We start from the raw sequence: 26,784 nt of genomic DNA, 5'->3' as shown, positions 1-26,784 counted from the left end.
AAATGGAAAAGCTTCCTTTGTTCGATACCCACGCCCATCTGGACGTGGAAGAGTTCGACGCAGACAGGGAAGAGCTGCTCCGGAAAATCGGAGAGACCATGGCCGGGATCATCGATCCCGGCTGTGATCTTCTCAGCTCGAAAAAGGCGGTAGCCCTGGCCCACCAGTACCCTTTCGTGTGGGCGGCGGTGGGCATCCATCCCGAAGAACTGGGCCACAGCAGCTTCGACCAGCTGAAGGACATCGAAGCCCTGTGTGCCGACCCCAGAGTGGTGGCCATCGGGGAAATCGGACTGGACTATTATAATGATGAACATTCTCCCCATCCCCTGCAGCAGGAATACCTGGCCCGGCAGCTGGAACTGGCCCGGAAAGTGGGCCTTCCGGTGATCATCCATGACCGGGATTCCCATGAGGATGTGCTGAAGGTGATCCGGGAAGCGGGGCAGGGCGTGAGAGGCGTGCTCCACTGCTTTTCCGGCGACTGGGCCATGGCGGAGGAAGTCCTGGCCATGGGCTGGTATCTGGGCTTTGGCGGCACCAGCACTTTCAAGAATGACCGGGGGGTGCGGTCCATCCTGGCCAGAGTACCGGAGGACCGGATCCTGTTCGAGACCGATTCCCCCTATATGGCGCCGGTGCCTTACCGGGGCAGGCGGAATAACCCTCTTTATACAGCCATCGTAGCGGAACGGGCGGCGATGCTGCGCGGGACCACACCGGAAAATATCATGAAAAGTTCAACAAAAAATGCGGAAACCCTGTTTTTCCGGCTCAAACACGCATAAAACGTATGTATAGTACACAAAATTGTCACGAATTAATGCAATGCAAATGTACATAATTAACAGCTGGTACTAATTCATTTTTGACAGGAATCGCCTTCTTATGGTATGATGCAAGCACTTTAAGGAGGCGAAACTTTGCGAAAATCACAACCTTTTAAGCGTCCCTATAAGTGGATTGTAGTCTGTCTGATGCTGGCTGCCAGCGTCAACTTCGTGGGCTTTGCGGCCCAGCCGAAAGACGTAAGCATTAAAGTGGACGGGCAGACCATCAACCTGAAGACCAGGGCCCTGACGGTTCAGGGTGCTCTGGAAGAAGCCGGTGTTGTCCTGCAGAAAGCTGATGGCTACGATGTAGTCGGCAGCGAGAAGTTCAGCGACGGTGCCACCATCGAAGTGGTACGGGCTATGCCTGTGAAAGTATGGAAAGGCGGAAGGACCACCGAATATACCATCGGACGCAAAACTGTGCGAGACGTATTGAATGCTGTGGGAGTGGATTACAAAGGATACCAGGTCTACCCCGGGCTGGACACGGAAGTGACCCCCGATATGACCATCCGGATCCTCTCTCCCAAAGACAAGCTGACCACGGAAACCCGTGAGATCCCTTACCAGGTGGAAATGCGCAACAACGATGATCTGCCCCGGGGCAGACAGAATGTGATTTCTGCCGGCCAGAACGGTGTGGAAAAGGTGACCTACCGGGAAGTAAAGGTGGGCGATGAGACGGTCAGACAGGAACTCCATTCGGAGGTCGTAACGGAACCTGTCTCTGAAATCGTGGAAGTAGGTACGGGAAATAACCTGAATATGGTCGAAACCTCCCGTGGTTTCGTCCGTTACCGTTCCGCCGAGACGTTTGAAGCTTCGGCTTACACCATGGCGGAAGGCAGCGGCACAGGGCTTACTTCTACGGGTGTGGTACCCTATCACGGCGTTGTGGCCGTGGATCCGGATGTGATCCCCTATGGGACCCGGATGTACATCCCCGGTTACGGCTTTGCGGTAGCAGCGGATTGCGGCGGTGCCATCAATGGAAATACCATCGATCTGTACATGGAAGACTACGGTGATGCCATGGACTGGGGTCGACGGGATGTAACTGTTTACTTTTTGTGATACCAGGAGAAAATCGTGCTGAAAGAAGTGCTGGTCGTTGAAGGAAAGATGGACACCGTGGCGGTGAAAAAGGCCGTGGATGCGGATACCATCGAAACCGGTGGCTTTACCCTGGCTCCCTATACGCTGGCTCTGATTGAAGCAGCCTACAAGAAACGCGGGATCATCATCATGACCGATCCTGACGGCGCCGGGGAACGGATCCGCAAATTTTTGACGGAGCGGTTCCCCAAGGCCGGACAGGCTTTTGTGCCCAAGGCTGAGGCACTGGCCCACCACGACGTGGGGATTGAACAGGCTCAGCCCCAGGCCATCCGCAAAGCCCTGTCCAAAGTGCGTTTCCAGGAAATGGAGCCCCGAAAGGAATTTTCCTCTCGGGACTTATTTGTTTCCGGTCTGTCCGGTTCGCCGGAGGCTGCTGTAAGAAGAGACCGTCTGGGTGCCATTCTGGGCATCGGTTATGGCAATGTGAAACAGCTGGTCCACCGGCTGAACAATTATGGGGTGACCCGGGAAGAATTCCAGGCTGCCCTGGAACAAGTGAACAGGGAAGAGGAGTAGGGAGAACTATGGACACCATGCTGCATCCGGTGATCGCCAGTCGGGAAGTGACCCGGTATATCCTGGAGACTTTTGGCCTGCGGGCCAAGAAGAAGTTCGGGCAGAACTTCCTCATCAATGAAAAAGTGGTACGGGGCATTGCTGAATATGCCCAGGTGGGTCCTGGTGACCTGGTGCTGGAAATCGGGCCGGGCATTGGTACGCTGACCCAGGCACTGGCCGAAACCGGCGCCCGGGTGAAGAGCGTGGAAATCGACCGCAGCCTGCTGCCTGTGCTGGCCAGGACCCTGGAAGGGTACCCAAATGTGGAGATCGTGCCCGGGGACGTCCTGAAGATCGACCTGGCAGAGGTGACGGAGCATCGGCCCTTTACGGTGGCCGCCAACCTTCCCTACTATATCACTACCCCCATCATCTTCGCCCTGCTGGAGCAGGATCTGCCCCTGCAGCGTCTGGTGGTCATGGTCCAGAAGGAAGTGGCGGAGCGGATGATCGCCTCTCCGGGGGGCAAGGACTATGGGCCTCTGTCCCTGGCTCTTCAGTATTACTCCCGGCCCAGGCTGGCCATCCCGGTACCCGCCCATGATTTCATGCCCGCCCCCAGGGTGGACTCCATGGTGGTGGTGTGTGAAAAACGGGAGCAGCCGCCGGTGAGCGCCAGTCCCAAAGCCTTTTTCCAGGTGGTGCGGGCGGCGTTCTCCCAGCGCCGGAAGATGCTGAGCAACTGCCTGAAGACCCTGGGCCTTTCCGCGGACCAGGTGAAGGAGCTGATGGCCCAGGCGGGCATCGACCCCAAGCGGAGAGGGGAGAGCCTTTCCATGGAAGAGTTCGGCCAATTGGCCAGTGCCTGGGAAGCCTTCCAGAAATGAGCACAAACTACAAATGCTTCTCCCACCGGGAGTGTGAATTCTACCCCTGCCACAAGAATGCGGACCCGGATCATTTCAACTGCCTGTTCTGCTACTGTCCTCTGTATTTATTGGGAACAGAATGCGGCGGCACCTATCAAATCCTGGCCGGCGAGGTGAAGGACTGCAGCGATTGCCTGTTTCCTCATCAGCCCGAGAACTACGATAAAGTGGTGCAGAAGCTGAAACAGAAAATTTTCAAGCCTTTTGATAAAAAATAGTCAAAGGGCTTGATTTTTTTTTGAAACATGCTATTATAGATACTGTAGTTAGCACTCCATTAGATTGAGTGCTAATAACACCAGAAAATATCAAATTGCTCATAGAAATTGAAAGGGGATCTGTAAGATGTTAAAACCTTTGGATGACCATGTTGTAGTTGAACCGATTGTGCAGGAAGAAAAGACCAGCAGCGGGATTTATCTGCCGGATACGGCCCATAAAGACAAACCCCAGACTGGTAAAGTCGTTGCCGTCGGTACGGGCCGTCTGCTGGAAAACGGGACCCGGGTTCCTTCCGAAGTCAAGGCTGGGGATACGGTTGTATTCGCCAAATACTCCGGTAGTGATGTGACCCTGGACGGGAAAGACTACATCATCCTGAGAGACAGCGATATCCTGGCTGTTGTGGAAGAGTAAGAAATCCCATACCTGGTAGAAGATACCACACCTTACATTATCTGGAATTAAGGAGTCGATTGAAATGGCTAAACTGATTAAATTTGATGAAGATGCTCGTCGCGGCCTGGAACGCGGCGTCAATAAACTGGCTGATGCCGTAAAAGTAACCCTGGGGCCCAAAGGCCGTAACGTTGTCCTGGAAAAGAAATTCGGTTCTCCCACCATCACCAATGATGGCGTGACCATTGCCAAGGACATTGAACTGGAAGATCCGTTTGAAAACATGGGCGCTGCCCTGGTCCGTGAAGTTGCCACCAAGACCAACGACATCGCCGGCGATGGTACCACCACCGCTACGGTGCTGGCCCAGGCCATTGTGCATGAAGGCATGAAGAACGTGGTGGCCGGTGCCAACCCCATGGTCCTGAAGAAGGGCATCAAGAAAGCTTCCGATGCTCTGGTGGATGAACTGAAGAAGACGGCCAAGACTGTCAGCACCAAGGAAGAAAAAGCACAGGTTGCTTCCATTTCTGCCGGTGATGAAGAAATCGGCGGCCTGATTGCCGATGCCATGGAAAAAGTGGGTAATGACGGCGTGATCACCGTAGAAGAATCCAAGACCATGGAAACTTCTCTGGAAACCGTAAAAGGCATGCAGTTCGACCGTGGCTACATTTCCCCGTACATGGTAACGGATCCTGACAAGATGGAAGCCGTTATGAGCAATCCGTACGTATTCATTACCGACCGGAAGATCACCCTGATCAACGACATTATGCCGGTTCTGGAAAAAGTGGTACAACAAGGCCGTGAACTGCTGATCATCGCTGAAGATGTGGAAGGCGAAGCCCTGGCAACCCTGGTTGTGAACCGTCTGCGTGGCACTTTCAAGGCTGTGGCTGTGAAGGCTCCTGGCTTCGGTGATCGTCGGAAGGCCATGCTGCAGGATATCGCAACCCTGACCGGTGCTACTGTCATCAGTGAAGAAGTGGGCCGGAAACTGGACAGCGCAACCCTGGCTGATTTGGGTACTGCCGGCCAGGTACGGGTTACCAAGGATATGACCACCATCGTGGATGGCGGCGGCGACAAACAGGCTGTGGCCGATCGGATTGCTTCCATCCGTGCTCAGATCCCTGCCACCACGTCTCAATTCGACAAAGAAAAACTGCAGGAACGTCTGGCCAAACTGTCCGGCGGCGTGGCTGTGATCAAAGTTGGTGCTGCCACCGAAACCGAACTGAAAGACAAGAAACTGCGTATCGAAGATGCCCTGAACGCTACTCGTGCTGCTGTGGCTGAAGGCATCGTGGCCGGCGGCGGTACCGCTCTGCTGCAGGTACAGCCGGTTCTGGACAAACTGGAAGCTGAAGCCGAAGGCGACGAAAAGACCGGTATCGATATCGTTCGCCGCGCCATTGAAGCTCCTGTTCGTCAAATCGCCAGCAATGCTGGCTTGGAAGGTGCTGTAATCGTAGAAGGCGTGAAGAAGGCTGCCAAAGGCACCGGCTTCAACGCTGCTACGGAACAGTATGTGGACATGATCAAAGCTGGTATCGTGGATCCCTGCAAAGTGACTCGTTCTGCCCTGCAGAATGCCGCTTCCATCGCTTCCATGATCCTGACCACGGAAGCTGTTGTAGCCGACAAACCGGCTGAAAAACCGGCTGCAGGTGCCCCTGCCATGGGCGGCGGCATGCCCGGCATGATGTAATCCATCCTGTCAAATTCCAATAGAAAAAAGAGACCATCGCGCAAGCGGTGGTCTCTTACTTTATCCCCACATAAGCACCCGGTCCGTAAGGGTCGATTGCCCTGATGGACCCGCTTTACGCAACTCTTTGTAAATTCAATGCAAAAACTCTTTACGAATTATTATTAAAATGATATACTGTATCCATCCGATGAACGGATATGGATTTGAAAATTATGCTTATCATATAGGAGGAATGGAACATGGAAAAACGGACTGTGACTTTTGCGGGGAACCCTGTGACCCTGGCTGGACCGGAAATCAAAGTGGGGCAGCAGGCTCCCGATTTCAAGGTTGTGGATAACAGCCTGGCAGAAAAGACCCTGAAGGATTATGAAGGCAAGATCAAAGTGATCTCTGTGGTACCCAGCCTGGATACGGGTGTATGCGATGCCCAGACTCGCTGGTTCAACAAGGATGTGACCGGACTGTCCGACGATGTGGTGGTCCTGACCATTTCCATGGACCTGCCCTTTGCCCAGGCCCGCTGGTGCGGCGCTGCCGGTGTGAAGAACGTGGTGACCCTGTCCGATCACCGGGATGCCTCCTTCGGCACGAACTACGGCTTCCTGATGGAAGGCCTGCGGCTGGAAGCCCGGGGCGTGGTGGTCATCGACAAGAACGACAAGGTGACCTACGTGGAATACGTTCCGGAAGTGACCCATGCCATCAACTTCGACGGTGTCCTGGCAGCCGTTAAGAAGCTGATCGGGTAATAGAACCTGGAAGATCCACGATTACCTGACGGTGGGGGCCGTGCCCGGTTCCGCCTTCTTCCACGAACCCATCAACAAATACATGCGTCTCCACTTCGCCAAGAACAAAAAGACTCTGGAAGAAGCACTGGAGCGCCTGAGCAAGATCTATGAAAAAATGCCCGTAAAACGCTGATCCTGTTTTTTACATTCAAAAAGAACCCGTCCCAAAATTGGGGCGGGTTCTTTCCTTTAGCTAGTGACTGTTAACTAGTGACTAGTGACTGAGTCCTGCGTATCCTCATACGCCTTCTTGCATGCTTCCACGAAGGCCTGGGGATCCCGGACGTAGTCGAAGGAATATTCCTTTTTCTGGTAGATGATGCTGACAGTACCATAACCGGCTTTTCTGCCCAGGAAGCCCTGGGTGACGATGGCTTTGGCGGCCAGGTCCAGGGAGAACATGAACTGCTTCTTCTTGAACAGACCCTTCAAAATCACCAGCCGTTTGTTGGTGAGCACCATGCCCTGGGATTTGTACTTCAGGTACCGGACGGCGATCCAGATGACGCCCGCAGGCACGTACAGGATGGTCAGGATCAGGGGCCAGAAGAAATACATCAGGGACTGTTTGGCCTGCAGCAGGGGCTTTTCCGGTACTTCTGCCGGCTGATCCACCACTTCGGCGTCTTTGGCGGCCTGTTCCGTCTGGCTTTCGGCGGAGGCTGCGGCAGCGTCCGTCTGCTCGGCTGTTTTGGCTTCTGCGGTTTCTTCTGCCTCTTCCGCTGCGGCTTCCTCTTCCAGCTCTTCTTTTTCTGGGACGATTACTTCCGGTTCTTCGGCTTTTTCTGTTTCCGGCTGCTGTTCCGGCTGTTTTTGTTCAGGATTGGGTTCCATGGTATGACAACTCCTTTACCTCGGGGGTAGAAAACTTTCCCTACGATTATATCATATTCCGGGCTCCTGTGGCAGAAAGAAGGAACTTGCAAGGACGGTTTCTGCGTACTATACTTTAAATTGATTCAATTGCTGGAGCAAATGCTGGGAGGCGTTATCCTTGTGGAATTTTGGTAAGAAGATCGGGAGCCTGGTGGTGGGGACCCTGCTGGTCTGTACCCTGGGGACAGGGGTGGCGGCTGCGGAGACGGACCGACCGGGAACCGGGGAGCTTTCCACGCCGGCGCTGGTCTATGACGGGGATCCGGGCAGTGATGATGCCTTTGCCCTGTTCCTGCTGAAACAGAACGGGAAGGTGCCCGACCTGGTGCTGTCTACCTTCGGCAATGCACCGGAAAAGCAGACCTATGCCAATGCAGCGCTGGTCACCCGGGCCCTGGATATGAAAGTGACCGTGCTGCCCGGTGCGGATCGTCCCTATAAGGGAAAGAAGTGGAAGAACGGGAAGGACGGCTTCAACGGAGAAGACGGGCTGTATGGTATCTCGGAAGCCTGGCGGAAGAAGCTGGGCCTGTCCAGAAACCAGATGGAAAGCAGCGGCGACCTGGCACTGACGAAAAAACAGCTGAAACAGCGACACCACATCACCTACCTTGCCACCGGGCCCTTATCCACCCTGGCGGATCTGCTCCAGGATCCGGACATCAAAAGCCGGATCGACAGGGTCTGGATCGTGGGAGGCAACCTGTGGGAAGATCCGGGGGACCCGGAGGAGGAAGCCAATTTTTCCCGGGATCCCAGAGCGGTGGAGCAGGTGCTGAAAAGCGGCCTGGACATTACCCTGTTCCCTCTGGATTTGACCAGCAGCCAGATCGTGGATGAACCGGAAATCCAGAAACTGGCCGGCTATGGGACCTATCCGGAGTTCCTGGAACTGCTGCGGGGGAACCAGGCGGCCCACGCCCAGCGGGGCATGGAAAATGCCGCCGTGCTCCACGACATTTTCCCGGTACTGTATTTGCTGGATGCGGGCAAATTTACCGGAGAAGACAAGAAACTGGCGGTGGATACCCGGACCGGGGCTTTGACGGAAGCGCCGGACGGCGCCACGGTCCATGTGGTGCTGGGGGTGAATCCCCGTACCCAGTGGAGAGCCCTGGAACGGGCTTTCCAGAACCACTGAGCCGATCCTCATCCGTAAGGGCGCTGTCCGGATTTTGCTTTAGGCAAAATACCCTCCGGCAGGCACGCACAAGTCATTACCATAAAAGGAGAGTTGCATGATGAAAAGCACATTGCGTCGCACCTGGGCTGAAATCGATCTGGATGCCCTGGCCTACAACTATCATAAGATCCGGGAGCACATCGGACCCAAGGTGAAATTCCTGGGGGTGGTGAAGGCCGATGCCTACGGCCATGGAGCCGTGCAGGTAGGGACGAAGCTGCAGAAGCTGGGTGCCAACTATCTGGCCGTCAGCAGCATCGATGAAGCCATGGAACTGCGGTTCAACGGCATCACCATGCCCATCCTGATCCTGGGCCATACGCCCCGGGAACAGGTGGACCGGCTGATCTGCTTCAACATCACCCAGGCCGTGACCTGTGAAGCCAAGGCCCTGGAATACAGCGAAGAAGCGGTGAAATACGGGGGCACCCTGAAGATCCACGTCAAGGTGGATACGGGGATGAGCCGGCTGGGCTACATCTGCGAAGGGGATTATTTCGAGCATGGGGTGGAAGGCATCATCCATGCCTGCAGCCTGCCCGGCCTGGAACCGGAGGGAATCTTCACCCACTTTGCCGTGGCCGATGAGCCCGGTGAAGAAGCCCTGTCCTATACGAAGCACCAGTTCCAGCTGTTCCGGCACGTGTGCGACGAAGTGGAAAAACGCACGGGCAAAAAGTTCAAGCTGCGTCACTGTGCCAACACCGGGGCCACCACCCTGTTCCCGGAAACCCATCTGGACATGGTGCGCCCGGGCCTGCTGCTGTACGGGTATGGGGAATTTGCCCGGAAGCTGGGACTGAAACCGGTGATGGCGGTGAAGACCACCATCAGCACCATCAAGATCTATCCCAAAGGCACGAAGATCAGTTATGGCGGCATCTACACCTGTGATAAGACCACCCGCATGGGGGTGGCGCCCATCGGGTACGCTGACGGGTTCATGCGGTGTCTGTCCAACCGCTGCAGCTTCGTGACGGAGCAGGGCCTGGCACCCCAGAGGGGCCGGATCTGCATGGATATGTGCATGATCGACCTGACGGATAAACCCGGGGTGGATGTGGGCAGCGAGCTGGAGCTGTTCGGGAACCGGCAGTCCCTGGATGACCTGGCTGAACAGGCCGGGACCATTCCCTATGAAATCACCTGCAACATCAGCAAGCGGGTGCCCAGGGTATATATGGAAGACGGAAAAGTCATCGGCAGGGAACTGCTGCTGCGGATGTAAAAAAAGAGGGGGCTGTGAAAAATCACAGCCTCCTCTTTTCAGTGGCGGGTGGATGGTGCGTAGTGGTTGGAAAAGGATTTTTTTCTTACGGGGGCTGCCTGGGATGACCCATCAGGGGCGTCCGTTACAGCAGCGGCACCACCACTCCCGTCCACAGTGCTGAAAGGGGCATGACGATGGCCATGGCCGGGATCATGTCGGCAATGGGGAAATCTTTCAGCTGCAGCATCCGGAATCCGGTGGCCACCAGCAGTACCCCACCGCAGGCCTTGAAATCCCCGATCATGTCCGGGGTGCAGAAAGGCAGGATGGCGTGGGCCAGGAAGAACAGGGCCAGAAAGATCACCAGCTGGGGCAGGGCGATGAAGCCGACGATGATTCCCAGTTCACAAGCAAACAGGGTGGCGGTGGGCAGGTCCATGATGGATTTGGCGATGAGGATGCTGTGATCCCCCGCCATACCGGACACCATGCTGCCGTAGATGCCCGTGCCGCTGGCACAGAACAGGACGATGATGGTGATCAGCTTGCTTTCGTATTCCTCCCGGGAAATCTGGGTGTCTCCGGAAGAAGCGGGCAGGACCCGGCTGATCAGTTTTTCCAGGTTCCGGGATCCGTTGATGATCCGGTCTCCCAGATGGATCCACAGGCCGATGATGGCCCCGGCGATGACCGCAAAGGTTACGGCCGGCAGGTTCTTCAGGAAGCCGATGGACATGATCCCCATCAAAAAGGCACAGGCCCCGAACACGGTGGTCAGTTTTTCCTTGAAATCTTCCGAAAGCCGGGGTCCCAGCAGGTTTCCGATGAAGCCGCCCAGGATGACGGCGGCTGCGTTGCAGATGATACCGATTGGCATACAGTCCCTCCAAAAAAAGTGTATAAGTAGTTACATTATATCATAAATTGAAAGACCCGTCCTGGGCAGGACGGGCCTTTTTCTTTCTTTCCCCGGGTCTGAGTTCCGGGACAGACACTTTTTCAGTGGGCTTCCTTCAGGGCTTCTTCGACGCCCTGGGCCAGATGGTCGGCACAGGAGGTGGTCTTGTTGCCGCATTTGTTGCCTTTCAGCAGTTCCACGGCATGTCTGGCATCGGCCCCCTCCAGCAGTTTGCTGATGGCACTCAGGTTGCCCGGGCAGCCGCCGTAGAAATGGATGTTGTGCAGTTTGCCGTCTTCCAGGCTGAAGTCAATCTGTTTGGCACAGGTATCGCTGGTCTTGACGCTGAAATTCTTCATACGAAATACTCCCCTCATAGATTGCTGATGGATTCAAAGAAAGCCTGGACCACATCCGGGTCGAACTTGATCCCTGCCAGGTCCCGGATCACCTGGGGACTTTTGCTGCCGGCGATGACCCATTGCCGGGTACAGGGGTTGCACTTCCGGTCGTAGAAGTTGCATACCGCAATGATCCGGCTGCCGATGGGGATGTTCACCCCTTTCAGCCGCTTGGGATACCCGCTTCCGTCCCAGTTCTCATGGTGGTGGAGAATGATCTTCCGGATCCGTTCAAAGGCCGGGATGTTCTCCAGCATGCTGGCACCGGCCAGGCAATGACGCCGGTAGGATGCCCGTTCCCGGATATTGAAGTACGGGTATTTGGCCAGGATGGTGTTGGGGATGGCCAGCTGCCCAATGTCGTGGAGCAGGGCGGCCATCTTGATGCAGTTCACTTCATTCAGGGGCAGCCCCATCTTGGCCGCAGTGGCCACCGCATAATTGGCCACCTGCTGGCTGTGCAGGAACAGGTCATGGTTTTTCAGTTCCAGCAGCCGCAGGAACAGGGAAACGACCTCTTTGGCATCTGTATCCGTGGGAAAATCCAGGAATTGGGGTATGGTGATCATGGGACCGCGACCTTTGCTTGTGATTTCAGACTTGCAAACTAAAGTATACTATAAAACCGGCCATTTGTGAATTTCCCGTTGCCAAACTTTGCACGGCCTTTTATAATGAAGGAAACAACTCAGGTCTGTGGTTGCAAGTCGATGCCAGTTGCAGGCAAAACGATCCACGTAAGCAGGGAAACCCCTGTGAGCACGGTGCAGCTTAGAAGTAAGTCCTGCCGCAAAATGCGAGAGAGGCAGTAGTGGGGAGCACGAAGCTTAGGAGCGAACCCTCCAGCAGGCGAGTGTGGGGGCGAAAACCAGGTCAGCTGAGTTGTTTTTTTGCGCCTGAAAACAGATAAGTATACAGGATACTTGCCTGAAATATATTGAATAAAAATGCACAAGACTGTATAATAACACCATTCCTTATTAAAAAGTAACACTCTATATTCGATCTGGGGGGATTTCAATGAAAAAAGTAATGGTTTTGCTCTGCGCACTGATGATGCTCATCGGGGCTGCCGGCTGTGGCAGCACGTCCACCAAAGACGCCGGCAAACCGGCGGAAAAAAAGGAACTGATCGTGGGGACGGAACCGTCCTTTGCACCCTTTGAATTTCCGGACAAACAGAGTGGTGAGATCACCGGGTTCGATATGGATCTGATCAAGGCCATGGGCAAACGGGCCGGCTTTGAGAAAGTGACGGTGAAGGGCATGGGCTTCGACGCCCTGATCCCGGCCCTGGACGCCGGGAACATCGACGTGGCCATTGCCGGCATGAGCATCACCGATGCCCGGAAGCAGAAGGTGAACTTCACCGATCCCTATTATGAAAGCGGGCTCATGGCCATTGTGAAGAAAGAGAACACCACCATCAAGAGCCTGGATGACCTGAAGGGGAAAACCATTGCCGTGCAGCTGGGCACCACCGGGGCCGAAGCCGCCGGTAAGATCGAAGGGGCCACGGTGAAGACCTTCGACACCAGCGATACGGCCTGCCTGGAACTGAAAAACGGCGGGGCCGATGCGGTGATCAGCGACCTGCCGGTGCTCCAGTATTTCTTGAAACAGGGGGGCAGTGCCTACGCCAAGGCCGTGGGCGAACCCAAGAAGGGCGATTTCTATGGCATCGCCACGGCCAAAAAGAACAAGGCCCTGTGCGACAAGCTGAACAAGGCCCTGCAGGATATGAAGAAGGACGGGGAATACCAGAAGATTTACGACAAATGGTTCAAATGAATAGTCCAGACAGAGAAGTCACTAGTCTCTAGTCTGCAGCCGCAGGATAAAATTCGCCTGCGGCTCATTTTTTTATAAAAAGATATTGCATAAAAATAAAAGTAGATGTATAATCATAACATCAAATACAGAACGATACCCATTCGGGGGCCAATGAGGAGGAATATTTATGAAAAAGATGAAGATGTTCGCTGGAATCCTGGCCGGCTTGATGATGTGCGTGGCCGCGGCAGGCTGCGGCGGCAGCACGGCAAGCAATGACAAAAAAGCCGCTGACAACAAGAAAGAGCTGATCGTAGGGACCAACCCCTCCTTCGCACCCTTTGAATTCACCGATAAGAAAGACGGCAAGGTCCAGGGCTTCGACATCGACCTGATCAACGCCCTGGCCAAGAAAGCCGGGTACGACAAAGTCACCATCAAGAGCATCGCCTTCGATGGCCTGATCCCGTCCCTGGAATCCGGGAACATCGATGTTTCCATCACCGGGATGAGCATCACCGACGAACGGAAACAGAAAGTGAACTTCACCGATCCCTACTATGAATCCGGTCTGATGGCTGTGGTAAAGAAAGACAACGACAGCATCAAGAGCCTGGACGACCTGAAGGGCAAGACCATTGCCGTGCAGATCGGTACCACCGGCGCCAAATATGCAGCCACCATCGAAGGGGCCAAGGTGAAGACCTTCGATTCCTCCGACCTGGCCTGCCTGGAACTGAAGAACGGCGGGGCTGATGCGGTCATCAGCGACCTGCCGGTGCTCCAGTACTTCCTGAAACAGGGCGGCAACGCCTACGCCAAGAGCGTGGGTACTCCCAAGAAGGGTGATTTCTATGGCATCGCCACCGCTAAGAAGAACAAGGAACTGTGTGACAAGCTGAACAAGGCCCTGGCAGAACTGAAGAAAGACGGCGAATACCAGAAGATTTACGACAAATGGTTCAAGGCTGAATGACAATGTTTTTTCGAAAAAGGATGGTCCCGTGAGGCCGTCCTTTTCTTTTTCTGCCCCATTCCATAAACGAAAAAACAGTTGTATTAATATACGCAAAGCTGTATAATGATTACATTATGAAGATGGAGGGAAGTCCAATGAAAAAATTACATGTGGTAGCAGGTTTACTGGCAGCTCTGATGATGGCGGTGGCCGCCGGCTGCGGTGGTGGCAGCAAAGAAGCCTCTAAGGAGCAGAAAGTACTGAAAGTCGGGACGGAACCCACGTTTGCTCCCTTTGAATTCCAGGAAAAGGATTCCAAGGAATTTGCCGGTTTCGATATGGATCTGGCCCGTGCCCTGGGCAAGAAGATGGGCATGAAGGTGGAAATCCAGAATATGGGCTTTGATGCCTTGATTCCGGCCCTGAATTCCGGCAACATCGACATGGTGGCCGCCGGCATGAGCATCACGGACGAACGGAAAAAGGCTGTGACCTTCTCTGATCCGTACTACACTTCCGGTCTGACCATCGTGGTGACCAAAGACAACAACGAAATCAAGAGCCTGAAAGACCTGGAAGGCAAGAAGATCGCCGTACAGATCGGGACCACCGGTGCTGACAAGGCGGCCAAGGTTCCCGGTGCCAAGGTGACCAGCTTCAACACCAACGCCGAAGTGTTCCTGGAACTGGAAAACAAGGGCGTGGATGCCGTTATCATCGACAAACCGGTGGCTGCCTACTATATGACCAAGGAAGGCAAGGACAAGGATAAGATGGTGGGCGAGACCATGGATGCCGAATCCTATGGCTTTGCATTCAAGAAAGACAGCAAACTGGCGGCTGATGTGAACAAGGCCCTGGCTGAACTGAAAAAAGACGGTGAATACGACAAAATCTACACCAAATGGTTCGGCAAGGCTCCTGCAGCCAAATAATTTGTTCGGTACAAAGGAAGAGAATGCATGAATTTTGAGATTATCAAAGACTCCCTGCCCCTGCTGATCGCCGGGGCAGGCGTCACTGTTGAGATTACCGCGGTCAGCGTCGGTCTGGGCCTGGCCATCGGTATCGTGGTGTCCTTGATCCGTCTGTGCGGGGTCAAGGCTTTGCGCGTTTTGGGCAATATCTATGTAGATTTCCTGCGGGGCACCCCTCTGCTGGTCCAGATCTTCCTGGTCTATTTCGCACTGCCTGCGCTGATCCACCACCGGGTGGATGCCTATGTGGCTGCCATTTCTGCCTGCTCCATCAACTCTGGGGCCTATGTGGCGGAAATCTTCCGGGGCGGCATCGAATCCATCGACAAAGGACAGATGGAAGCCGGCCGGAGCCTGGGGATGACCTGGTGGCAGACCATGAAGCACATCATCCTGCCCCAGGCCTTCAAGCGGATCATCCCGCCCCTGGGCAACGAATTCATCGCCATGCTGAAGGATTCTTCCCTGGTATCCGTCATCGGCTTCGAAGAATTGACCCGTCGAGGCCAGCTGATCATTGCCCGGACTTATGCCTCTTTTGAAATCTGGCTGAGCGTCGCTTTCATCTACCTGATCATGACGTTTGCCGTGGCCCGGTTCGTAGGCGCTCTGGAAAGAAGGTATAAGAAAGATGAACAATGAGATGATCAAAGTGGAGGGCCTGTACAAAAGCTACGGCAGCAACCAGGTCCTGAAAGGCATCGACGTGACCATCGCAGAACAGGAAGTGGTGGTGGTCATCGGCCCCAGCGGCGGCGGTAAGAGTACGTTCCTGCGCTGCCTGAACTATCTGGAAGTGCCCACCGCCGGCACCATTACCTTCGACGGCATCCCTCTGAACGGAGAGGCCAACATTAACGAAGTCCGGCAGGAAGTGGGGATGGTGTTCCAGAAGTTCAACCTGTTCCCCCATATGACGGTGATGGACAACCTGACCCTGGCACCCACCATTGTGCGCCACGAAAGTAAGGAAGAAGCCGTGGAAAATGCCAAAAAGTACCTGGACAAGGTGGGCCTGCTGAACAAGGCGGATGCCTATCCGGCCAGCCTGTCCGGCGGTCAGCAGCAGCGGGTGGCCATCGCCCGGGCCCTGTGCATGAAACCCAAGGCCATGCTGTTCGATGAACCAACGTCCGCACTGGATCCGGAAATGATCAACGAAGTGCTGGACGTAATGAAGAACCTGGCCCAGGAAGGGATGACCATGGTGGTGGTGACCCACGAAATGGGCTTTGCCCGGGAAGTGGGCGACCGGATCCTGTTCCTGGACGGGGGCAAGATCCTGGAACAGGGCGACCCGAAAGAGTTCTTCGCCCATCCCAAAAACGAACGGGCCCAGAGTTTCCTGTCGAAAATTTTGTAAAGCCTTTCAGGCGACCTGGGAACGGTCTCCCCTTACGGGCAGACCCTACGCAGACAGCACCATTTCCGCTGTTTCTGTAGGGACGGCCCATAAGGGACGTCCGCTCCCAGGTCTTTGTTTTCCTCTAAAAATTTGTTACATTTTTTTAGAATCTTTTGCAGGAATTTCCGGTTAGTTGTAGAATATATATAGTAAGAACGGTGGGAAATGTTCCACCGGTGAGGAGGTAGTTATTATGGCAGTAAAAGTTCGTGGTAAAAACATCGAGGTCACCCAGGCTTTAAAAGACTACGTGGAAAAACGTGTCCAGACCATCACCAAACAATTCAAGACGGTGGGCGAGATCACTGCCGTGATGCGTGTGGAGAAAGGCAAACATACGGTAGAGATCACGGTACCGGCCAGCGGCATTGTCCTGCGGGCTCAGGAAACTTCCGATAATATGTATGCATCCATCGATGAATGCGTGGAAAAGATCGAACGGCAGATCCATAAATACAAGACCCGTCTGATGAAACGGAAATACAGCAACTTCAAGGATGCGGAACCGGCTCCTCTGCCTGATGACGAAGAACTGCCGGAAGAAACCGGCGAATTCACGGTTGCCCGTGTCAAGAACTACGCCATGCGCCCCATGGGTGTACAGGAAGCCATCATGCAGATGAACATGCTGAACCATGACTTCTTCGTATTCTTCAACGCGGAAACGGAAAAGATGGCCATCGTATATCGCAGAAAGAACGGCGATTATGGCCTGATCAACCCGGAACTGGTGTAAAAGTTTCCAGTTGCGGAAGATTTACGGGAATTTCATCAAATTTTTACAAAGAGTCGAGGCTTTTGCCCCGACTCTTTTTGACTTTCATAGGGCCATTTGCTACAATTATAAAATGGATTCATAGAGTGTATTTTTTTGCGCCATGCGCATTCGATATCGAGGAGTGATAAAATTTGCTGGAACACCTGATGAAACTGGTCTTTGGGGACCCGAACAAGAAAGAACTGAAGGTCTGCCAGGGCTATGTGGATAAAATCAATGCCCTGGAGCCGGAAATCTCCGGACTGAGCGATGCCCGCCTGCGGGCCAAGACGGACGAATTCAAGCTGCGGCTGGGCAAGGGGGAGACCCTGGATGACATCCTGCCGGAAGCCTTCGCTGTGGTGCGGGAAGCCTCCCGCCGGGTCCTGGGCCTGCGCCATTTCGATGTACAGCTCATCGGCGGCTGCATCCTCCATCGGGGCAAGATCGCTGAAATGCGTACCGGTGAAGGGAAGACCCTGGTGGCCACCCTGCCAGCCTACCTGAATGCCCTGGAGGGCAAAGGGGTCCACGTGGTCACCGTCAACGACTATCTGGCACGCCGGGACAGCGAGGACATGGGCCGGGTATACAAGTTCCTGGGCCTCTCTGTGGGCCTGATCGTCCACGACATGGATTTCCCTGCCCGGAAAGCTGCCTATGCCGCCGACATCACCTACGGGACCAACAACGAATTCGGATTCGACTATCTGCGGGACAACATGGTGGTTTCTCTGGACGAAATGGTCCAGCGGCCCCTGCATTATGCCATCGTGGACGAAGTGGACTCCATCCTGATCGATGAAGCCCGTACCCCTCTGATCATTTCCGGGCCCGGGGAAAAATCCACGGACCTGTACAACATCATGGCCGATGTGGTCAAGAACTTCAAGGAAAAAGAAGACTACACAGTGGATGAAAAACTGAAGACTGTGGCTCCCACGGAAGCCGGCATCGCCAAGGCGGAAAAACTGCTGGGCGTGAAGAACATGTATGACCCCCAGAACGGCACCGACCTGAGCCACCAGCTCATGGAAGCCCTGAAGGCCAAGGCCCTGATGATCCGCGACCGGGATTACGTGGTGAAAGACGGGGAAGTCATCATCGTGGATGAGTTCACCGGTCGTCTGATGTATGGCCGCCGGTACTCCGAAGGGCTGCACCAGGCCATCGAAGCCAAGGAACATGTGAAGGTGGAACGGGAAAGCCAGACCCTGGCCACCATCACCTTCCAGAACTACTTCCGCATGTACGACAAGCTGGCCGGCATGACCGGTACTGCCAAGACGGAAGAACAGGAATTCCAGAAGATCTACGGTCTGGATGTCATCGTGGTCCCCACCAACAAGCCCAACATCCGTATCGACTATCCGGATGTGATCTACAAGACGAAACGGGCCAAGTACAGGGCTGTGGTGAAGGCCATCGAAAAGCTGCACGCCGTGGGGCGCCCGGTGCTGGTGGGTACCACCTCCATCGCCCAGAGCGAAGAGCTGTCCGCCATGCTGAAGAAAAAAGGCATTCCCCACAACGTGCTGAATGCCAAGTACCATGAAAAAGAAGCAGAGATCGTAGCCGACGCCGGCCAGATGGGGGCCGTGACCATTGCCACCAACATGGCAGGCCGTGGTACGGATATCACCCTGGGCGAAGGCGTGGCCGAACTGGGCGGGCTGCACATCATCGGGACGGAACGGCATGAATCCCGCCGGATCGACAACCAGCTGCGCGGACGGTGCGCCCGTCAGGGCGACCCCGGTTCTACCCGGTTCTACCTGTCATTGGAAGACGACCTGATGCGGCTGTTCGGCTCCGACAACATTTCCGGAATCATGGACAAGCTGGGGATGGACGAGGATGAACCCATCGAACACAAACTGGTGACCCGCTCCATCGAGAACGCCCAGAAGAAGGTGGAAAGCCGGAACTTCGACATTCGGAAACACGTGCTGGAATACGACGATGTGATGAACGAACAGCGTGAAGTCATCTACGACCAGCGGCGGAAGATCCTGGAGAAGGCAGACCTGAAGGAAACGGTGCTGAGCATGGCCGACCACATCGTGGACCGGTCCATGGACATGTACGCCCCCAAGGAAGCGTACAGCGAAGACTGGGATATCCCGGCCCTGATCAAATATGCCGAAGAATTCTATGCCCCGGCCGGCAGGCTGAAGGCCGACGAACTGGCCAACATGAGCCGGGAGGAACTGGAAGAATACCTGCATAAGGTGGCACACGATTACTACAACGAACGGGAAGCGGCCATCACGGCTCCCATCATGCGGGAACTGGAGAACCTGGTGATGCTGAAGGTGGTGGATACCCACTGGATGGAACACCTGGATGCCATGGATGCCCTCCGGGAAGGGATCGGGCTGCGGGCCTACGGTCAGCGGGATCCCCTGGTGGAATACAAGTTCGAAGCCTACGATATGTTCGAAGCGATGAAGGAAGCCATTGTGGATGATGTGGTCCGGTACATGTACCGGGTGAACGTGGTGACCCAGCCTACGGTAGAAGATCATCTGTCCCAGGCCTCTGTGAACAATCCCAATGTGGACGGCACCGCCGAACAGGACAAGAGTCCGGCGGAAAGCCATCCGCAAGCAACGAAAAACTGACGATGCAACCAACGAAGCTGGGGAAACCCGGCTTCGTTTTTCCCTTGTTAAAACCATAAAGAAAGGGCTGGAAAACCTTGTTACTGGAAGAACTGAAACCGGGAATCACCCAATTGAAAGACAAACTGGACGAACTGAAGGGGGGCTTGAAGATTCCCCAGAAGACCGAACGGATCGCCGACCTGGAGCACCAGATGGCTGCCCCGGGGTTCTGGGACGACCCGGATAAGGCACAGACCGTGGCCCAGGAAGCCAACAACCTGAAAAGCGAAGTGGAGACCTTCCACGGTCTGGTACAGAAGCTGGACGACGTGGAAACCCTGTGGGAAATGGCCATGGAGGAAAAGGACGAAAGCCTCCAGGGCGAAATCGAAGGAGAAGTGGAAGGGGCCAAAAAGACCCTGGCCGACCTGGAACTGGGCATGCTGCTCAGCGACCAGTATGATGCCAACAATGCCATCCTGACCCTGCATGCCGGGGCCGGCGGTACAGAAGCCCAGGACTGGACCCAGATGCTGCTCCGGATGTACACCCGGTATGCAGAACGGAAGGGGTTCACGGTGGACCTGATGGACCTGCTGCCCGGGGAAGAAGCCGGGGTAAAGAGTGCCACCCTGACCATCTCCGGCCACAACGCCTATGGCTTTCTGAAGAGCGAAAAGGGCGTCCACCGGCTGGTGCGGATCTCTCCCTTTGACTCCAACGCCCGCCGCCATACTTCCTTTGCGGCGGTGGATGTGATGCCCGAACTGGACGAAACCGTGGAAGTGGACCTGAACATGGATGATGTGCGGGTGGACTACTACCGGGCCAGCGGTGCCGGCGGACAGCACGTAAACAAGACCTCCTCGGCCGTGCGGATGACCCATCTTCCCACGGGCATCGTGGTGCAGTGCCAGAACGAACGGAGCCAGCTGCAGAACAAGGAACGCTGCCTGGCCCTGCTGCGTGCCAAACTGTACGAATATGAAAAGGCCATCCAGGACAAGAAAATCAGCGAGATCGCCGGCGACTACCAGGCCATCGAATGGGGCAGCCAGATCCGCTCTTATGTGTTCCAGCCCTACACCATGGTGAAGGACCATCGCACCGGCGCCGAAACCGGCAACATCTCCGCCGTCATGGACGGGGATCTGGACCTGTTCGTGGAAGCGTACCTGCGCAGCCTGAAACACTAAGAGGAGAACATCGCCATGAAAACCTATAAGAAACTGTTCCTGGCCCTGGTGGGATTGGGGCTGGTGGCTTCTCTGTGCCTGAACTGGCAGCGGATCCAGGTGGAAAGAGCCAACAAGACGGTGGAGACCGTCATGGAATACAACAGCCTGCTGCGGATCGCCCAGGAAGAGGGCGTACCGAAGGAAGAAGTGTTCAGGCAGTTCCGGGACCGGGGGGTGACCACCCTGACCGTGTTCGACACCAGCCTGGACAAGCTGGCCCAGAAGGGGGCCGTGAACGTGCTCACCGGGGCCCAGCTGCTGGAAATGGGGCGGGTGCAGAACCTGCGGCCTGAATGGCAGGCCATCATCGACAACCCCGACTTCATGGTGGATGCCCTGTACATCTCCGCCGGTACCAGTGACCGGGCCCTGCGGGAAGTGGAAGAAGACATCCGCCTGCGCTTCGGCCCCCAGCGGATCGTGGAAATGAACGCATCTCCGCTGATCCTGCGCTTCGACGGGGATACCATCATCAGCAAGAACCCCATCGCCGGCGACGAACGGGGTGTCCGGGAAATGGACCTGGGCCCCTCCACGGATGAACTGGAGGATGTGACGAAGAACGGTTTCATGGTGGCCATCCGTCCCACCAACTACAGCGAACGGTATACGTCGGCAGCTGCCAGCGAGGAAGAGCAGATCCATGCCTTCTTCGACCGGCTGGACAACAGCGGCGCCCATGTGAGCCTGATCATCGGCAGCGGCAAACAGATGCTGGGCAATAAGAAGCAGCTGCCCCTGGTGGCCCGGGAACTGCTGAAGCGGCACATCACCCTGGGCATGGTGGAAGGGGTGACCCAGCTGCAGTTCGTGCGGCTGGACGGCCTCACCGAACTGGCCAAACTGGCCAACTACCAGGTGGCCCGCACCTATGTGATCGCCGACGCGGAACAGCGGAAGATGCAGGTGTTCGATGCCTTCCGGCGCTGGTCCCTGGCGGACGAGGAACGGAATATCCGGGTGAACTACATCAAGACCTTCCTGACCCCCCGGGATAACAAGACCCTGCTCCAGACCAACCTGGATTACGTGGAACGGGTGACCAGGGACGTGGACAGCAAAGGCTTTGCCAAGGGCCCGGCTGACATCTTCAAGGTGTACCAGCCCAGCCGCCTGTGGTACGTACCCCTGGCTTTCTCCCTGGCTGCGGCGTTTTCCATGTACCTGCTGCTGCTGGGCGTTCTGAAGGAAGAACACTATGGGAAGACCACCCTGGGCCTGGGCGTGGTGCTGTCAGCTGCGGTGTTTGCCGGTCCTTTCGGGCTGCTGGCCCGGCAGGGCATTGCCCTGGGTGCGGCCGTCACCTTCCCGGTGCTCTCCCTGTACCGGATGATGGGCATCTGGCGGCAGAGCGGCCACGCGGGCAATCTGGTCCAGCTGGTGTGCCGTACCACCCTGCACCTGGGCGAGACCATCGTCCTGTCCCTGATCGGAGCCTCCCTTCTGGGCGGCATCCTCAGTGATACCCGGTTCCTTCTGGAAATGGATATCTACCGGGGCGTCAAGGTCACCTTCATGCTGCCGGTACTGCTGACCCTGCTGCTGTTTTTGCGGACCCATGGTCTGTGGAAGAAAGGGGAGGACTGGCGGAAACCCCTCCATCGGGTGGTGGAATTCCTGGATCGTCCCCTGAACCTGAAAGCCCTGGCGGTTCTGGGCATCTTCGCCTTCGTGGCCTGGGTATTCATCGGCCGCAGCGGCCATACGGCCGGGGTACCGGTTCCCATGGTGGAACAGAAACTCCGGTTCTTCCTGGAGGAAACCATGTGGGCACGGCCTCGTGAAAAAGAATTCATCATCGGCCATCCGGCCTTCTTCCTGGCTGCCTGGGCGGCCTGGAAACAGCTTCCCACCTGGTTCTACGGTCTGTGCGTCACGGTTGCGGCCATCGGCCAGGGCAGCCTGGTGCAGACGTTCTGCCATATGCGTACCCCCATCCTCATGAGCTATGTACGGGCTCTGGACGGGTACGTGGTGGGTGTGGTGGCCGGCCTGATTGCGGTGGCCATCTTTGCAGCGGCGTATCCCCATGTACTGCGCCTGATCCAAAAGAGGAGGAATCCCGTTGGGTAAGATCCTGATCTCCGGCTATTATGGCTTTTCCAATGCAGGAGATGAAGCCATGCTTACGGCCATCGTGACCAGTCTGAAACAGCAGGCCCCCCAGGTGGAACTGACGGTCATTTCCGGCCATCCGGAAGTGACGGCTCGGCTCCATCCGGTAAAGGCCATCCATCGGTTCAACTTGTGGGGCATCCTGCGGGCGATGGCAGGTACGGACCTGCTCCTTTCGGGGGGCGGCAGCCTGCTGCAGAATGTGACCAGCCGCATGAGCCTTTATTATTATCTGTCCATCATCGGCCTGGCCGGCCTCCTGGGGAAGAAGATTATGCTCTTTGCCCAAGGCATCGGCCCCATCCGGGGGCGGTTCAGCCGTTTCCTGACCCGGCTGGTCTGTCAAAAAGCGGATCTGATCACCGTGCGGGACGACGGTTCCCTGGAGGATCTCAGCTCCATGGGCTTCGACCCGGCCACCATCCATGTGACCAGCGATGCGGTGTTCTCCCTGCCGGTGGGCCGGAAGGACGCCGGCGCCGGTCTGCTCAGGCAATTGGGCCTGGACCTGGACCGTCCGGTGGTGGGGCTGGCGCTGCGCCACTGGAAAGGGGAGAAACGGTTCACCCGGGAATTCGCCCGGGCGGCAGACCGGCTGCAGCAGGAGTTCGGAGCCCAGATCCTGTTTGTGCCCCTGCAGTTCCCGGCAGATGCTGAACTGTCCGCCCAGGTGCGGAATCAGATGCAGCATCAGAAGAACGTGTTCATCCTGGAACAGAAATGTTCCACCCAGCAGTACCAGGACCTGATCTGCAATTTCCACCTGCTGATCGGCATGCGGCTCCACGCCCTGGTATTTGCCGCTTTGAACGATGTGCCCTTCATGGCCATTTCCTACGATCCCAAAGTGGACCGGTTCGTGGACGGCATGAAAGGCGATGTGGTGGATACCATCGGCCGGGTGACGGCGGATGAACTGGTGGAGCAGGCCCGCCGGCTGTGGCAGGAAGACGGCCGGCAGCGCCGGGACCAGATCCGGGCTCTGCGGCAGGAAGCCCAGGCCAACATCGGCCGGGCCCTTGCCCTTATCCAAAACAAGTAGGAGGATTGTTTCCATGCTGGAAATGCGTCATGCAGGAAAGATCTATCCGGGGGGGTCTGTCGCCCTGGAAGACATCAATGTTGAAATCAAAGCCGGGGAATTCGTGTTCCTGGTAGGCCCCAGCGGCGCCGGAAAAAGCACCTTCATCCGGCTGATCTCCCGGGAAATCGAACCCACCAGCGGCCAGATCTTCGTGGACGGGGTGGACGTGATGAAGCTGAAACGGCGGGATATCCCATACCTGCGCCGGCAGCTGGGCATCGTGTTCCAGGATTTCCGTCTCCTAAACAACCGTACCGCCTACGAGAACGTGGCCTTTGCCATGCAGGTGATCGAGGCACCCAGCCATAAGATCCGCCGGCGGGTGGAGGAAGTGCTGGAACTGGTGGGCCTGAAGGACCGGGGCGATGCCTATCCCGGCGAGATGAGCGGCGGGGAACAGCAGCGGATCGCCATTGCCCGGGCCATCGTCAACGACCCGCTGCTGGTGATCGCTGACGAACCCACCGGCAACCTGGATCCGGAAACCAGTATGGAAATCATGAACATCTTTTCCCAGATCAATGCCAACGGCACCACCATCATCATGGCCACCCACGACAAGACCATGGTGGACTATATGCAGAAACGGGTGATCGCCCTGGAAAACGGGCGCATTGTCCGGGATGACCGCAAAGGAGTTTACGGGTATGAAGTTTAGTACGAAATGGTATTACATCAAAGAAACCTTGACCTCTTTCAAGCGGAACTCCCTGATGACCATCGCCTCCATCAGCACGGTAGCCCTGTCCCTGCTGGTACTGGGCATGTTCCTCACCATGGTGCTGAATGTGAACAACCTGGCCCGTCAGCTGGAAAGCCAGGTGCAGGTCACCGTCTACATGCAGGACAAGGCTACGGCCGAACAGCTGAAGCAGGTGGAGAAGGTGCTGAAAAGCACCGAGGGCATCGTGCAGGTGAAGCCGGTGACCAAGGAGCAGGCCCTGCAGGAATTCAAGTCCCGGCTGGGGGACCAGCAGAAACTGCTGGATGCCCTGGGACAGGACAACCCCTTCCCGGCTTCTTTTGAGATCCAGGTGGATACGCCGGAGCGGATTCCCGGCCTGGTGCCCCAGCTGCAGCAGCTGCCCGGCGTGGAGACGGCCAAGTTCGGTCAGGAGGTGGTGACCCACCTGTTCCAGCTGACCCGGGTGCTGCGGATCGGCGGTGTGCTGCTGATCGCTCTATTGGCCGTGGCCACCCTGTTCATCATCAGCAATACCATCCGCATCACCGTGTTTGCCCGGCGGCGGGAAGTGAACATCATGAAGTACGTGGGAGCCACTGACTGGTTCATCCGCTGGCCCTTCCTGCTGGAGGGGATGCTCATGGGGCTCATCGGGGCCGCCATTGCCGACCTGGCCCTGTACCAGGGGTATACGGCCATCCTGACCCGGATCTACGCCACCCTGGCCTTCTTCCCCATGCTGCCCGCCTGGCCCACCATGGGCTATCTGTGCGGGGTGCTGGTGCTGGTGGGGACCCTGATCGGGGCCCTGGGCAGCAGCATTTCCCTGCGGAAATTCCTGGATGTATAGGAGGCGGCCGGATGAAGACATGTGCAGCCGCCCTGGCGGCGGTATTGCTGGGCGCCCAGCTGTCGGCACCGGTGACCTGGGCCGAATCCATCGAGGAGAAGAAGGCGGAGCTGGAGGAGATCCAGCAGCAGATGGACGCCAAGGATGCCCAGCGGGAACAGAAAAAACAGGAAATCGGCAATGCCGTGGAACGGCTGGTGGCTGCCCAGAACCAGCTGGCGGAAGCCAAACGGAAGCTGGCTGAGATAGAGGGCCGGCAGCATGCCCTGGAGATCAGGATCCGTCAGAACCAGGCGGCCCTGAAAGCCAAGGAAGCCGATTACAACAAGACCCGGAAGGTCTACGAAAAGCGCCTGCGGGATATCTACGAAAACGGCCAGGTGAACTACCTGGATGTGCTGCTGGGGTCCACGGATTTCCGGGATTTTGCCTCCCGGATGTACCTGCTCCAGCGGGTGATCCGCCGGGACTTCAAACTGATCGAAACCCTGCAGAGCCAGAAAACGGCCCTGGAGCAGCAGAAAGCCGTCCTGGACGACAACCGGCGGGAACTGGAGGCCATCCACGGGGAAGCGGCCGCTGAGCAGAAGGTCATCGCCCAGAAGACGGTGGAACGGCAGGCCCTGTACGAACAGGCCCTGGCGGAGAAAGCCAGACTGGATGCAGAGTATGAGGAACTGCAGCGCAACAGCCAGGAAATCACGGCCATGATCCAGCGTATGGAGGAAGAGGGCCGTCTGGCGGCCCAGGCCCACGGGACCGGTCAGTTCATGTGGCCGGTCAACGGGGAAATCACGTCGCCTTTCGGCTGGCGGGTGCATCCCATCTGGGGGACCCAGATCTTCCACGCAGGGCTGGACATCGGCGCCGATTATGGAGAACCGGTCCATGCAGCGGACAGCGGCACCGTGGTGTACGCCGGCTGGATGGGCGGCTACGGCAACGCGGTTATGATCGACCACGGGGGCGGCCTGGTGACCCTGTACGGGCATAACTCTTCCATTACGGTCAGCGAGGGCCAGCAGGTGGGCAAGGGAGAAACCATTGCCCTGGCCGGCAGCACCGGCAATTCCACCGGTCCCCACTGCCATTTTGAGGTCCGTGTCCACGGCGAAGTGACCAGCCCGCTGCAGTATCTGCCGTAGGGACTGGTGTTTGTCCTTCCCTGAAAGGGAAGGGGGGACCATCCGAATGGATGGTGGGTCATATAACTGGTGTAAGACCCCCTACCCGCCAAGCGGGTCTTTCCCCCTTTCAGGG

The 26,784-nt window shown here is 56.5% G+C and carries 28 protein-coding genes; 24 read left to right on the top strand and 4 right to left on the bottom strand.

All coding sequences use genetic code 11. From position 1 onward, the window contains the following. Window positions 1-2 precede the first annotated feature (2 nt). From BQ5462_RS08895 to BQ5462_RS11530, 9 genes are all read left to right on the top strand, one after another. A complete protein-coding gene (locus BQ5462_RS08895) occupies window positions 3-788 on the top strand; it encodes a TatD family hydrolase (RefSeq protein WP_071142972.1) in 786 nt (261 codons plus the stop codon). Between the two features lie 135 nt (window positions 789-923). Beyond that, complete coding sequence (locus tag BQ5462_RS08890) at window positions 924-1,907, top strand: 3D domain-containing protein (protein ID WP_071142971.1); 984 nt, start codon at window positions 924-926, stop codon at window positions 1,905-1,907. Window positions 1,908-1,922: 15 nt separating this feature from the next. Further along, window positions 1,923-2,468, top strand: a complete 546-nt coding sequence (gene rnmV / locus BQ5462_RS08885; protein ID WP_071142970.1) for a ribonuclease M5 — start codon at window positions 1,923-1,925, stop codon at window positions 2,466-2,468. A 17-nt stretch (window positions 2,469-2,485) separates the two neighbouring features. Beyond that, entirely contained in the window at window positions 2,486-3,337 is an 852-nt protein-coding gene (gene rsmA / locus BQ5462_RS08880) for a 16S rRNA (adenine(1518)-N(6)/adenine(1519)-N(6))-dimethyltransferase RsmA (protein ID WP_071143368.1), read from the top strand. Continuing rightward, window positions 3,334-3,597, top strand: a complete 264-nt coding sequence (locus tag BQ5462_RS08875) for a cysteine-rich small domain-containing protein (RefSeq protein ID WP_071142969.1) — start codon at window positions 3,334-3,336, stop codon at window positions 3,595-3,597. The genes rsmA and BQ5462_RS08875 overlap by 4 nt, the downstream gene beginning before the upstream one ends. A 127-nt stretch (window positions 3,598-3,724) precedes the next feature. Beyond that, entirely contained in the window at window positions 3,725-4,015 is a 291-nt protein-coding gene (groES, locus tag BQ5462_RS08870; RefSeq protein WP_071142968.1) for a co-chaperone GroES, read from the top strand. Between the two features lie 64 nt (window positions 4,016-4,079). Further along, the gene (gene groL / locus BQ5462_RS08865; protein WP_071142967.1) at window positions 4,080-5,711 is read left to right on the top strand and encodes a chaperonin GroEL; all 1,632 of its coding nucleotides are present in this window, start codon (window positions 4,080-4,082) and stop codon (window positions 5,709-5,711) included. A gap of 242 nt (window positions 5,712-5,953) precedes the next feature. Beyond that, window positions 5,954-6,466, top strand: coding sequence for a thiol peroxidase (gene tpx, locus BQ5462_RS08860; RefSeq protein ID WP_071142966.1), 513 nt, complete (start codon window positions 5,954-5,956; stop codon window positions 6,464-6,466). Between the two features lie 40 nt (window positions 6,467-6,506). After that, entirely contained in the window at window positions 6,507-6,641 is a 135-nt protein-coding gene (locus BQ5462_RS11530; RefSeq protein WP_268873078.1) for a hypothetical protein, read from the top strand. Window positions 6,642-6,715: 74 nt separating this feature from the next. On the opposite strand, the gene BQ5462_RS08855 is transcribed toward BQ5462_RS11530, so the two are convergent. Further along, window positions 6,716-7,342, bottom strand: coding sequence for a PH domain-containing protein (locus tag BQ5462_RS08855; protein ID WP_071142965.1), 627 nt, complete (start codon window positions 7,340-7,342; stop codon window positions 6,716-6,718). A gap of 160 nt (window positions 7,343-7,502) precedes the next feature. On the opposite strand from BQ5462_RS08855, the gene BQ5462_RS08850 reads away from it, so the two are divergent. After that, complete coding sequence (locus tag BQ5462_RS08850; protein WP_071142964.1) at window positions 7,503-8,525, top strand: nucleoside hydrolase; 1,023 nt, start codon at window positions 7,503-7,505, stop codon at window positions 8,523-8,525. 100 nt (window positions 8,526-8,625) lie between these two features. Further along, entirely contained in the window at window positions 8,626-9,795 is a 1,170-nt protein-coding gene (gene alr, locus BQ5462_RS08845) for an alanine racemase (protein ID WP_071142963.1), read from the top strand. A 124-nt stretch (window positions 9,796-9,919) separates the two neighbouring features. Here the strand turns inward: alr and BQ5462_RS08840 are convergent, their stop codons facing one another. The 3 genes from BQ5462_RS08840 to BQ5462_RS08830 all read right to left on the bottom strand — a co-directional run bounded on the left by BQ5462_RS08840 (window position 9,920) and on the right by BQ5462_RS08830 (window position 11,645). Continuing rightward, entirely contained in the window at window positions 9,920-10,654 is a 735-nt protein-coding gene (locus BQ5462_RS08840) for a DUF554 domain-containing protein (RefSeq protein ID WP_071142962.1), read from the bottom strand. A gap of 122 nt (window positions 10,655-10,776) precedes the next feature. After that, the gene (locus tag BQ5462_RS08835) at window positions 10,777-11,034 is read right to left on the bottom strand and encodes a TIGR03905 family TSCPD domain-containing protein (protein ID WP_071142961.1); all 258 of its coding nucleotides are present in this window, start codon (window positions 11,032-11,034) and stop codon (window positions 10,777-10,779) included. 14 nt (window positions 11,035-11,048) lie between these two features. Beyond that, window positions 11,049-11,645: an HD-GYP domain-containing protein gene (locus BQ5462_RS08830; protein WP_071142960.1), complete on the bottom strand. Its 597-nt coding sequence runs from the start codon at window positions 11,643-11,645 to the stop codon at window positions 11,049-11,051. A 451-nt stretch (window positions 11,646-12,096) separates the two neighbouring features. Here BQ5462_RS08830 and BQ5462_RS08825 point away from each other — a divergent pair, with 451 nt between their 5' ends. From BQ5462_RS08825 to BQ5462_RS08765, 13 genes are all read left to right on the top strand, one after another. Continuing rightward, window positions 12,097-12,867, top strand: coding sequence for a basic amino acid ABC transporter substrate-binding protein (locus tag BQ5462_RS08825; protein ID WP_071142959.1), 771 nt, complete (start codon window positions 12,097-12,099; stop codon window positions 12,865-12,867). 169 nt (window positions 12,868-13,036) lie between these two features. After that, a complete protein-coding gene (locus BQ5462_RS08820) occupies window positions 13,037-13,825 on the top strand; it encodes a basic amino acid ABC transporter substrate-binding protein (protein ID WP_071142958.1) in 789 nt (262 codons plus the stop codon). A gap of 137 nt (window positions 13,826-13,962) precedes the next feature. Further along, the gene (locus BQ5462_RS08815) at window positions 13,963-14,742 is read left to right on the top strand and encodes a basic amino acid ABC transporter substrate-binding protein (RefSeq protein WP_071142957.1); all 780 of its coding nucleotides are present in this window, start codon (window positions 13,963-13,965) and stop codon (window positions 14,740-14,742) included. 27 nt (window positions 14,743-14,769) lie between these two features. After that, window positions 14,770-15,426, top strand: a complete 657-nt coding sequence (locus BQ5462_RS08810; RefSeq protein WP_071142956.1) for an amino acid ABC transporter permease — start codon at window positions 14,770-14,772, stop codon at window positions 15,424-15,426. A 1-nt stretch (window position 15,427) separates the two neighbouring features. Next, the gene (locus BQ5462_RS08805; RefSeq protein WP_071143367.1) at window positions 15,428-16,147 is read left to right on the top strand and encodes an amino acid ABC transporter ATP-binding protein; all 720 of its coding nucleotides are present in this window, start codon (window positions 15,428-15,430) and stop codon (window positions 16,145-16,147) included. A gap of 235 nt (window positions 16,148-16,382) precedes the next feature. Then, complete coding sequence (gene hpf / locus BQ5462_RS08800; RefSeq protein ID WP_071142955.1) at window positions 16,383-16,925, top strand: ribosome hibernation-promoting factor, HPF/YfiA family; 543 nt, start codon at window positions 16,383-16,385, stop codon at window positions 16,923-16,925. Between the two features lie 188 nt (window positions 16,926-17,113). Then, window positions 17,114-19,570, top strand: a complete 2,457-nt coding sequence (gene secA, locus BQ5462_RS08795; protein ID WP_071143366.1) for a preprotein translocase subunit SecA — start codon at window positions 17,114-17,116, stop codon at window positions 19,568-19,570. 77 nt (window positions 19,571-19,647) lie between these two features. Next, complete coding sequence (gene prfB / locus BQ5462_RS08790; protein WP_071142954.1) at window positions 19,648-20,748, top strand: peptide chain release factor 2; 1,101 nt, start codon at window positions 19,648-19,650, stop codon at window positions 20,746-20,748. Between the two features lie 15 nt (window positions 20,749-20,763). Next, window positions 20,764-22,863 (top strand): DUF5693 family protein, encoded by a 2,100-nt coding sequence (locus BQ5462_RS08785; RefSeq protein ID WP_071142953.1) that lies wholly within the window; start codon window positions 20,764-20,766, stop codon window positions 22,861-22,863. Continuing rightward, on the top strand, window positions 22,856-23,947 hold the full coding sequence (gene csaB, locus BQ5462_RS08780) for a polysaccharide pyruvyl transferase CsaB (protein ID WP_071142952.1): 1,092 nt from the start codon (window positions 22,856-22,858) through the stop codon (window positions 23,945-23,947). The genes BQ5462_RS08785 and csaB overlap by 8 nt, the downstream gene beginning before the upstream one ends. 13 nt (window positions 23,948-23,960) lie before the next feature. Next, the gene (gene ftsE, locus BQ5462_RS08775; protein WP_071142951.1) at window positions 23,961-24,647 is read left to right on the top strand and encodes a cell division ATP-binding protein FtsE; all 687 of its coding nucleotides are present in this window, start codon (window positions 23,961-23,963) and stop codon (window positions 24,645-24,647) included. Further along, on the top strand, window positions 24,637-25,524 hold the full coding sequence (gene ftsX / locus BQ5462_RS08770; RefSeq protein ID WP_071142950.1) for a permease-like cell division protein FtsX: 888 nt from the start codon (window positions 24,637-24,639) through the stop codon (window positions 25,522-25,524). The genes ftsE and ftsX overlap by 11 nt, the downstream gene beginning before the upstream one ends. An 11-nt stretch (window positions 25,525-25,535) precedes the next feature. Next, a complete protein-coding gene (locus tag BQ5462_RS08765) occupies window positions 25,536-26,669 on the top strand; it encodes a murein hydrolase activator EnvC family protein (protein WP_071142949.1) in 1,134 nt (377 codons plus the stop codon). The last annotated feature ends 115 nt before the right edge of the window (window positions 26,670-26,784 follow it).

The organism is Acidaminococcus timonensis (assembly GCF_900106585.1).
In the GTDB taxonomy this organism is placed as follows: Bacteria; Bacillota; Negativicutes; order Acidaminococcales; family Acidaminococcaceae; genus Acidaminococcus; species Acidaminococcus timonensis.
This window is presented reverse-complemented; position numbering and strand designations above follow the sequence as displayed.

What these genes read in the sequence shown, in the direction of transcription:
- BQ5462_RS08875 (WP_071142969.1), top strand. Translation starts at nt 3,334, where the DNA reads ATGAGCACAAACTACAAATGCTTCTCCCACCGGGAGTGTGAATTCTAC.
- secA (WP_071143366.1), top strand. Translation starts at nt 17,114, where the DNA reads ATGAAACTGGTCTTTGGGGACCCGAACAAGAAAGAACTGAAGGTCTGC.
- BQ5462_RS08815 (WP_071142957.1), top strand. Translation starts at nt 13,963, where the DNA reads ATGAAAAAATTACATGTGGTAGCAGGTTTACTGGCAGCTCTGATGATG.
- BQ5462_RS08820 (WP_071142958.1), top strand. Translation starts at nt 13,037, where the DNA reads ATGAAAAAGATGAAGATGTTCGCTGGAATCCTGGCCGGCTTGATGATG.
- groES (WP_071142968.1), top strand. Translation starts at nt 3,725, where the DNA reads ATGTTAAAACCTTTGGATGACCATGTTGTAGTTGAACCGATTGTGCAG.
- rsmA (WP_071143368.1), top strand. Translation starts at nt 2,486, where the DNA reads ATGCTGCATCCGGTGATCGCCAGTCGGGAAGTGACCCGGTATATCCTG.
- ftsE (WP_071142951.1), top strand. Translation starts at nt 23,961, where the DNA reads ATGCTGGAAATGCGTCATGCAGGAAAGATCTATCCGGGGGGGTCTGTC.
- BQ5462_RS08785 (WP_071142953.1), top strand. Translation starts at nt 20,764, where the DNA reads ATGAAAACCTATAAGAAACTGTTCCTGGCCCTGGTGGGATTGGGGCTG.
- tpx (WP_071142966.1), top strand. Translation starts at nt 5,954, where the DNA reads ATGGAAAAACGGACTGTGACTTTTGCGGGGAACCCTGTGACCCTGGCT.
- BQ5462_RS08895 (WP_071142972.1), top strand. Translation starts at nt 3, where the DNA reads ATGGAAAAGCTTCCTTTGTTCGATACCCACGCCCATCTGGACGTGGAA.
- hpf (WP_071142955.1), top strand. Translation starts at nt 16,383, where the DNA reads ATGGCAGTAAAAGTTCGTGGTAAAAACATCGAGGTCACCCAGGCTTTA.
- BQ5462_RS08855 (WP_071142965.1), bottom strand. Translation starts at nt 7,342, where the DNA reads ATGGAACCCAATCCTGAACAAAAACAGCCGGAACAGCAGCCGGAAACA.
- BQ5462_RS08765 (WP_071142949.1), top strand. Translation starts at nt 25,536, where the DNA reads ATGAAGACATGTGCAGCCGCCCTGGCGGCGGTATTGCTGGGCGCCCAG.
- BQ5462_RS08830 (WP_071142960.1), bottom strand. Translation starts at nt 11,645, where the DNA reads ATGATCACCATACCCCAATTCCTGGATTTTCCCACGGATACAGATGCC.
- alr (WP_071142963.1), top strand. Translation starts at nt 8,626, where the DNA reads ATGAAAAGCACATTGCGTCGCACCTGGGCTGAAATCGATCTGGATGCC.
- ftsX (WP_071142950.1), top strand. Translation starts at nt 24,637, where the DNA reads ATGAAGTTTAGTACGAAATGGTATTACATCAAAGAAACCTTGACCTCT.
- BQ5462_RS08810 (WP_071142956.1), top strand. Translation starts at nt 14,770, where the DNA reads ATGAATTTTGAGATTATCAAAGACTCCCTGCCCCTGCTGATCGCCGGG.
- BQ5462_RS08825 (WP_071142959.1), top strand. Translation starts at nt 12,097, where the DNA reads ATGAAAAAAGTAATGGTTTTGCTCTGCGCACTGATGATGCTCATCGGG.
- BQ5462_RS08835 (WP_071142961.1), bottom strand. Translation starts at nt 11,034, where the DNA reads ATGAAGAATTTCAGCGTCAAGACCAGCGATACCTGTGCCAAACAGATT.
- BQ5462_RS08805 (WP_071143367.1), top strand. Translation starts at nt 15,428, where the DNA reads ATGATCAAAGTGGAGGGCCTGTACAAAAGCTACGGCAGCAACCAGGTC.
- BQ5462_RS08840 (WP_071142962.1), bottom strand. Translation starts at nt 10,654, where the DNA reads ATGCCAATCGGTATCATCTGCAACGCAGCCGCCGTCATCCTGGGCGGC.
- groL (WP_071142967.1), top strand. Translation starts at nt 4,080, where the DNA reads ATGGCTAAACTGATTAAATTTGATGAAGATGCTCGTCGCGGCCTGGAA.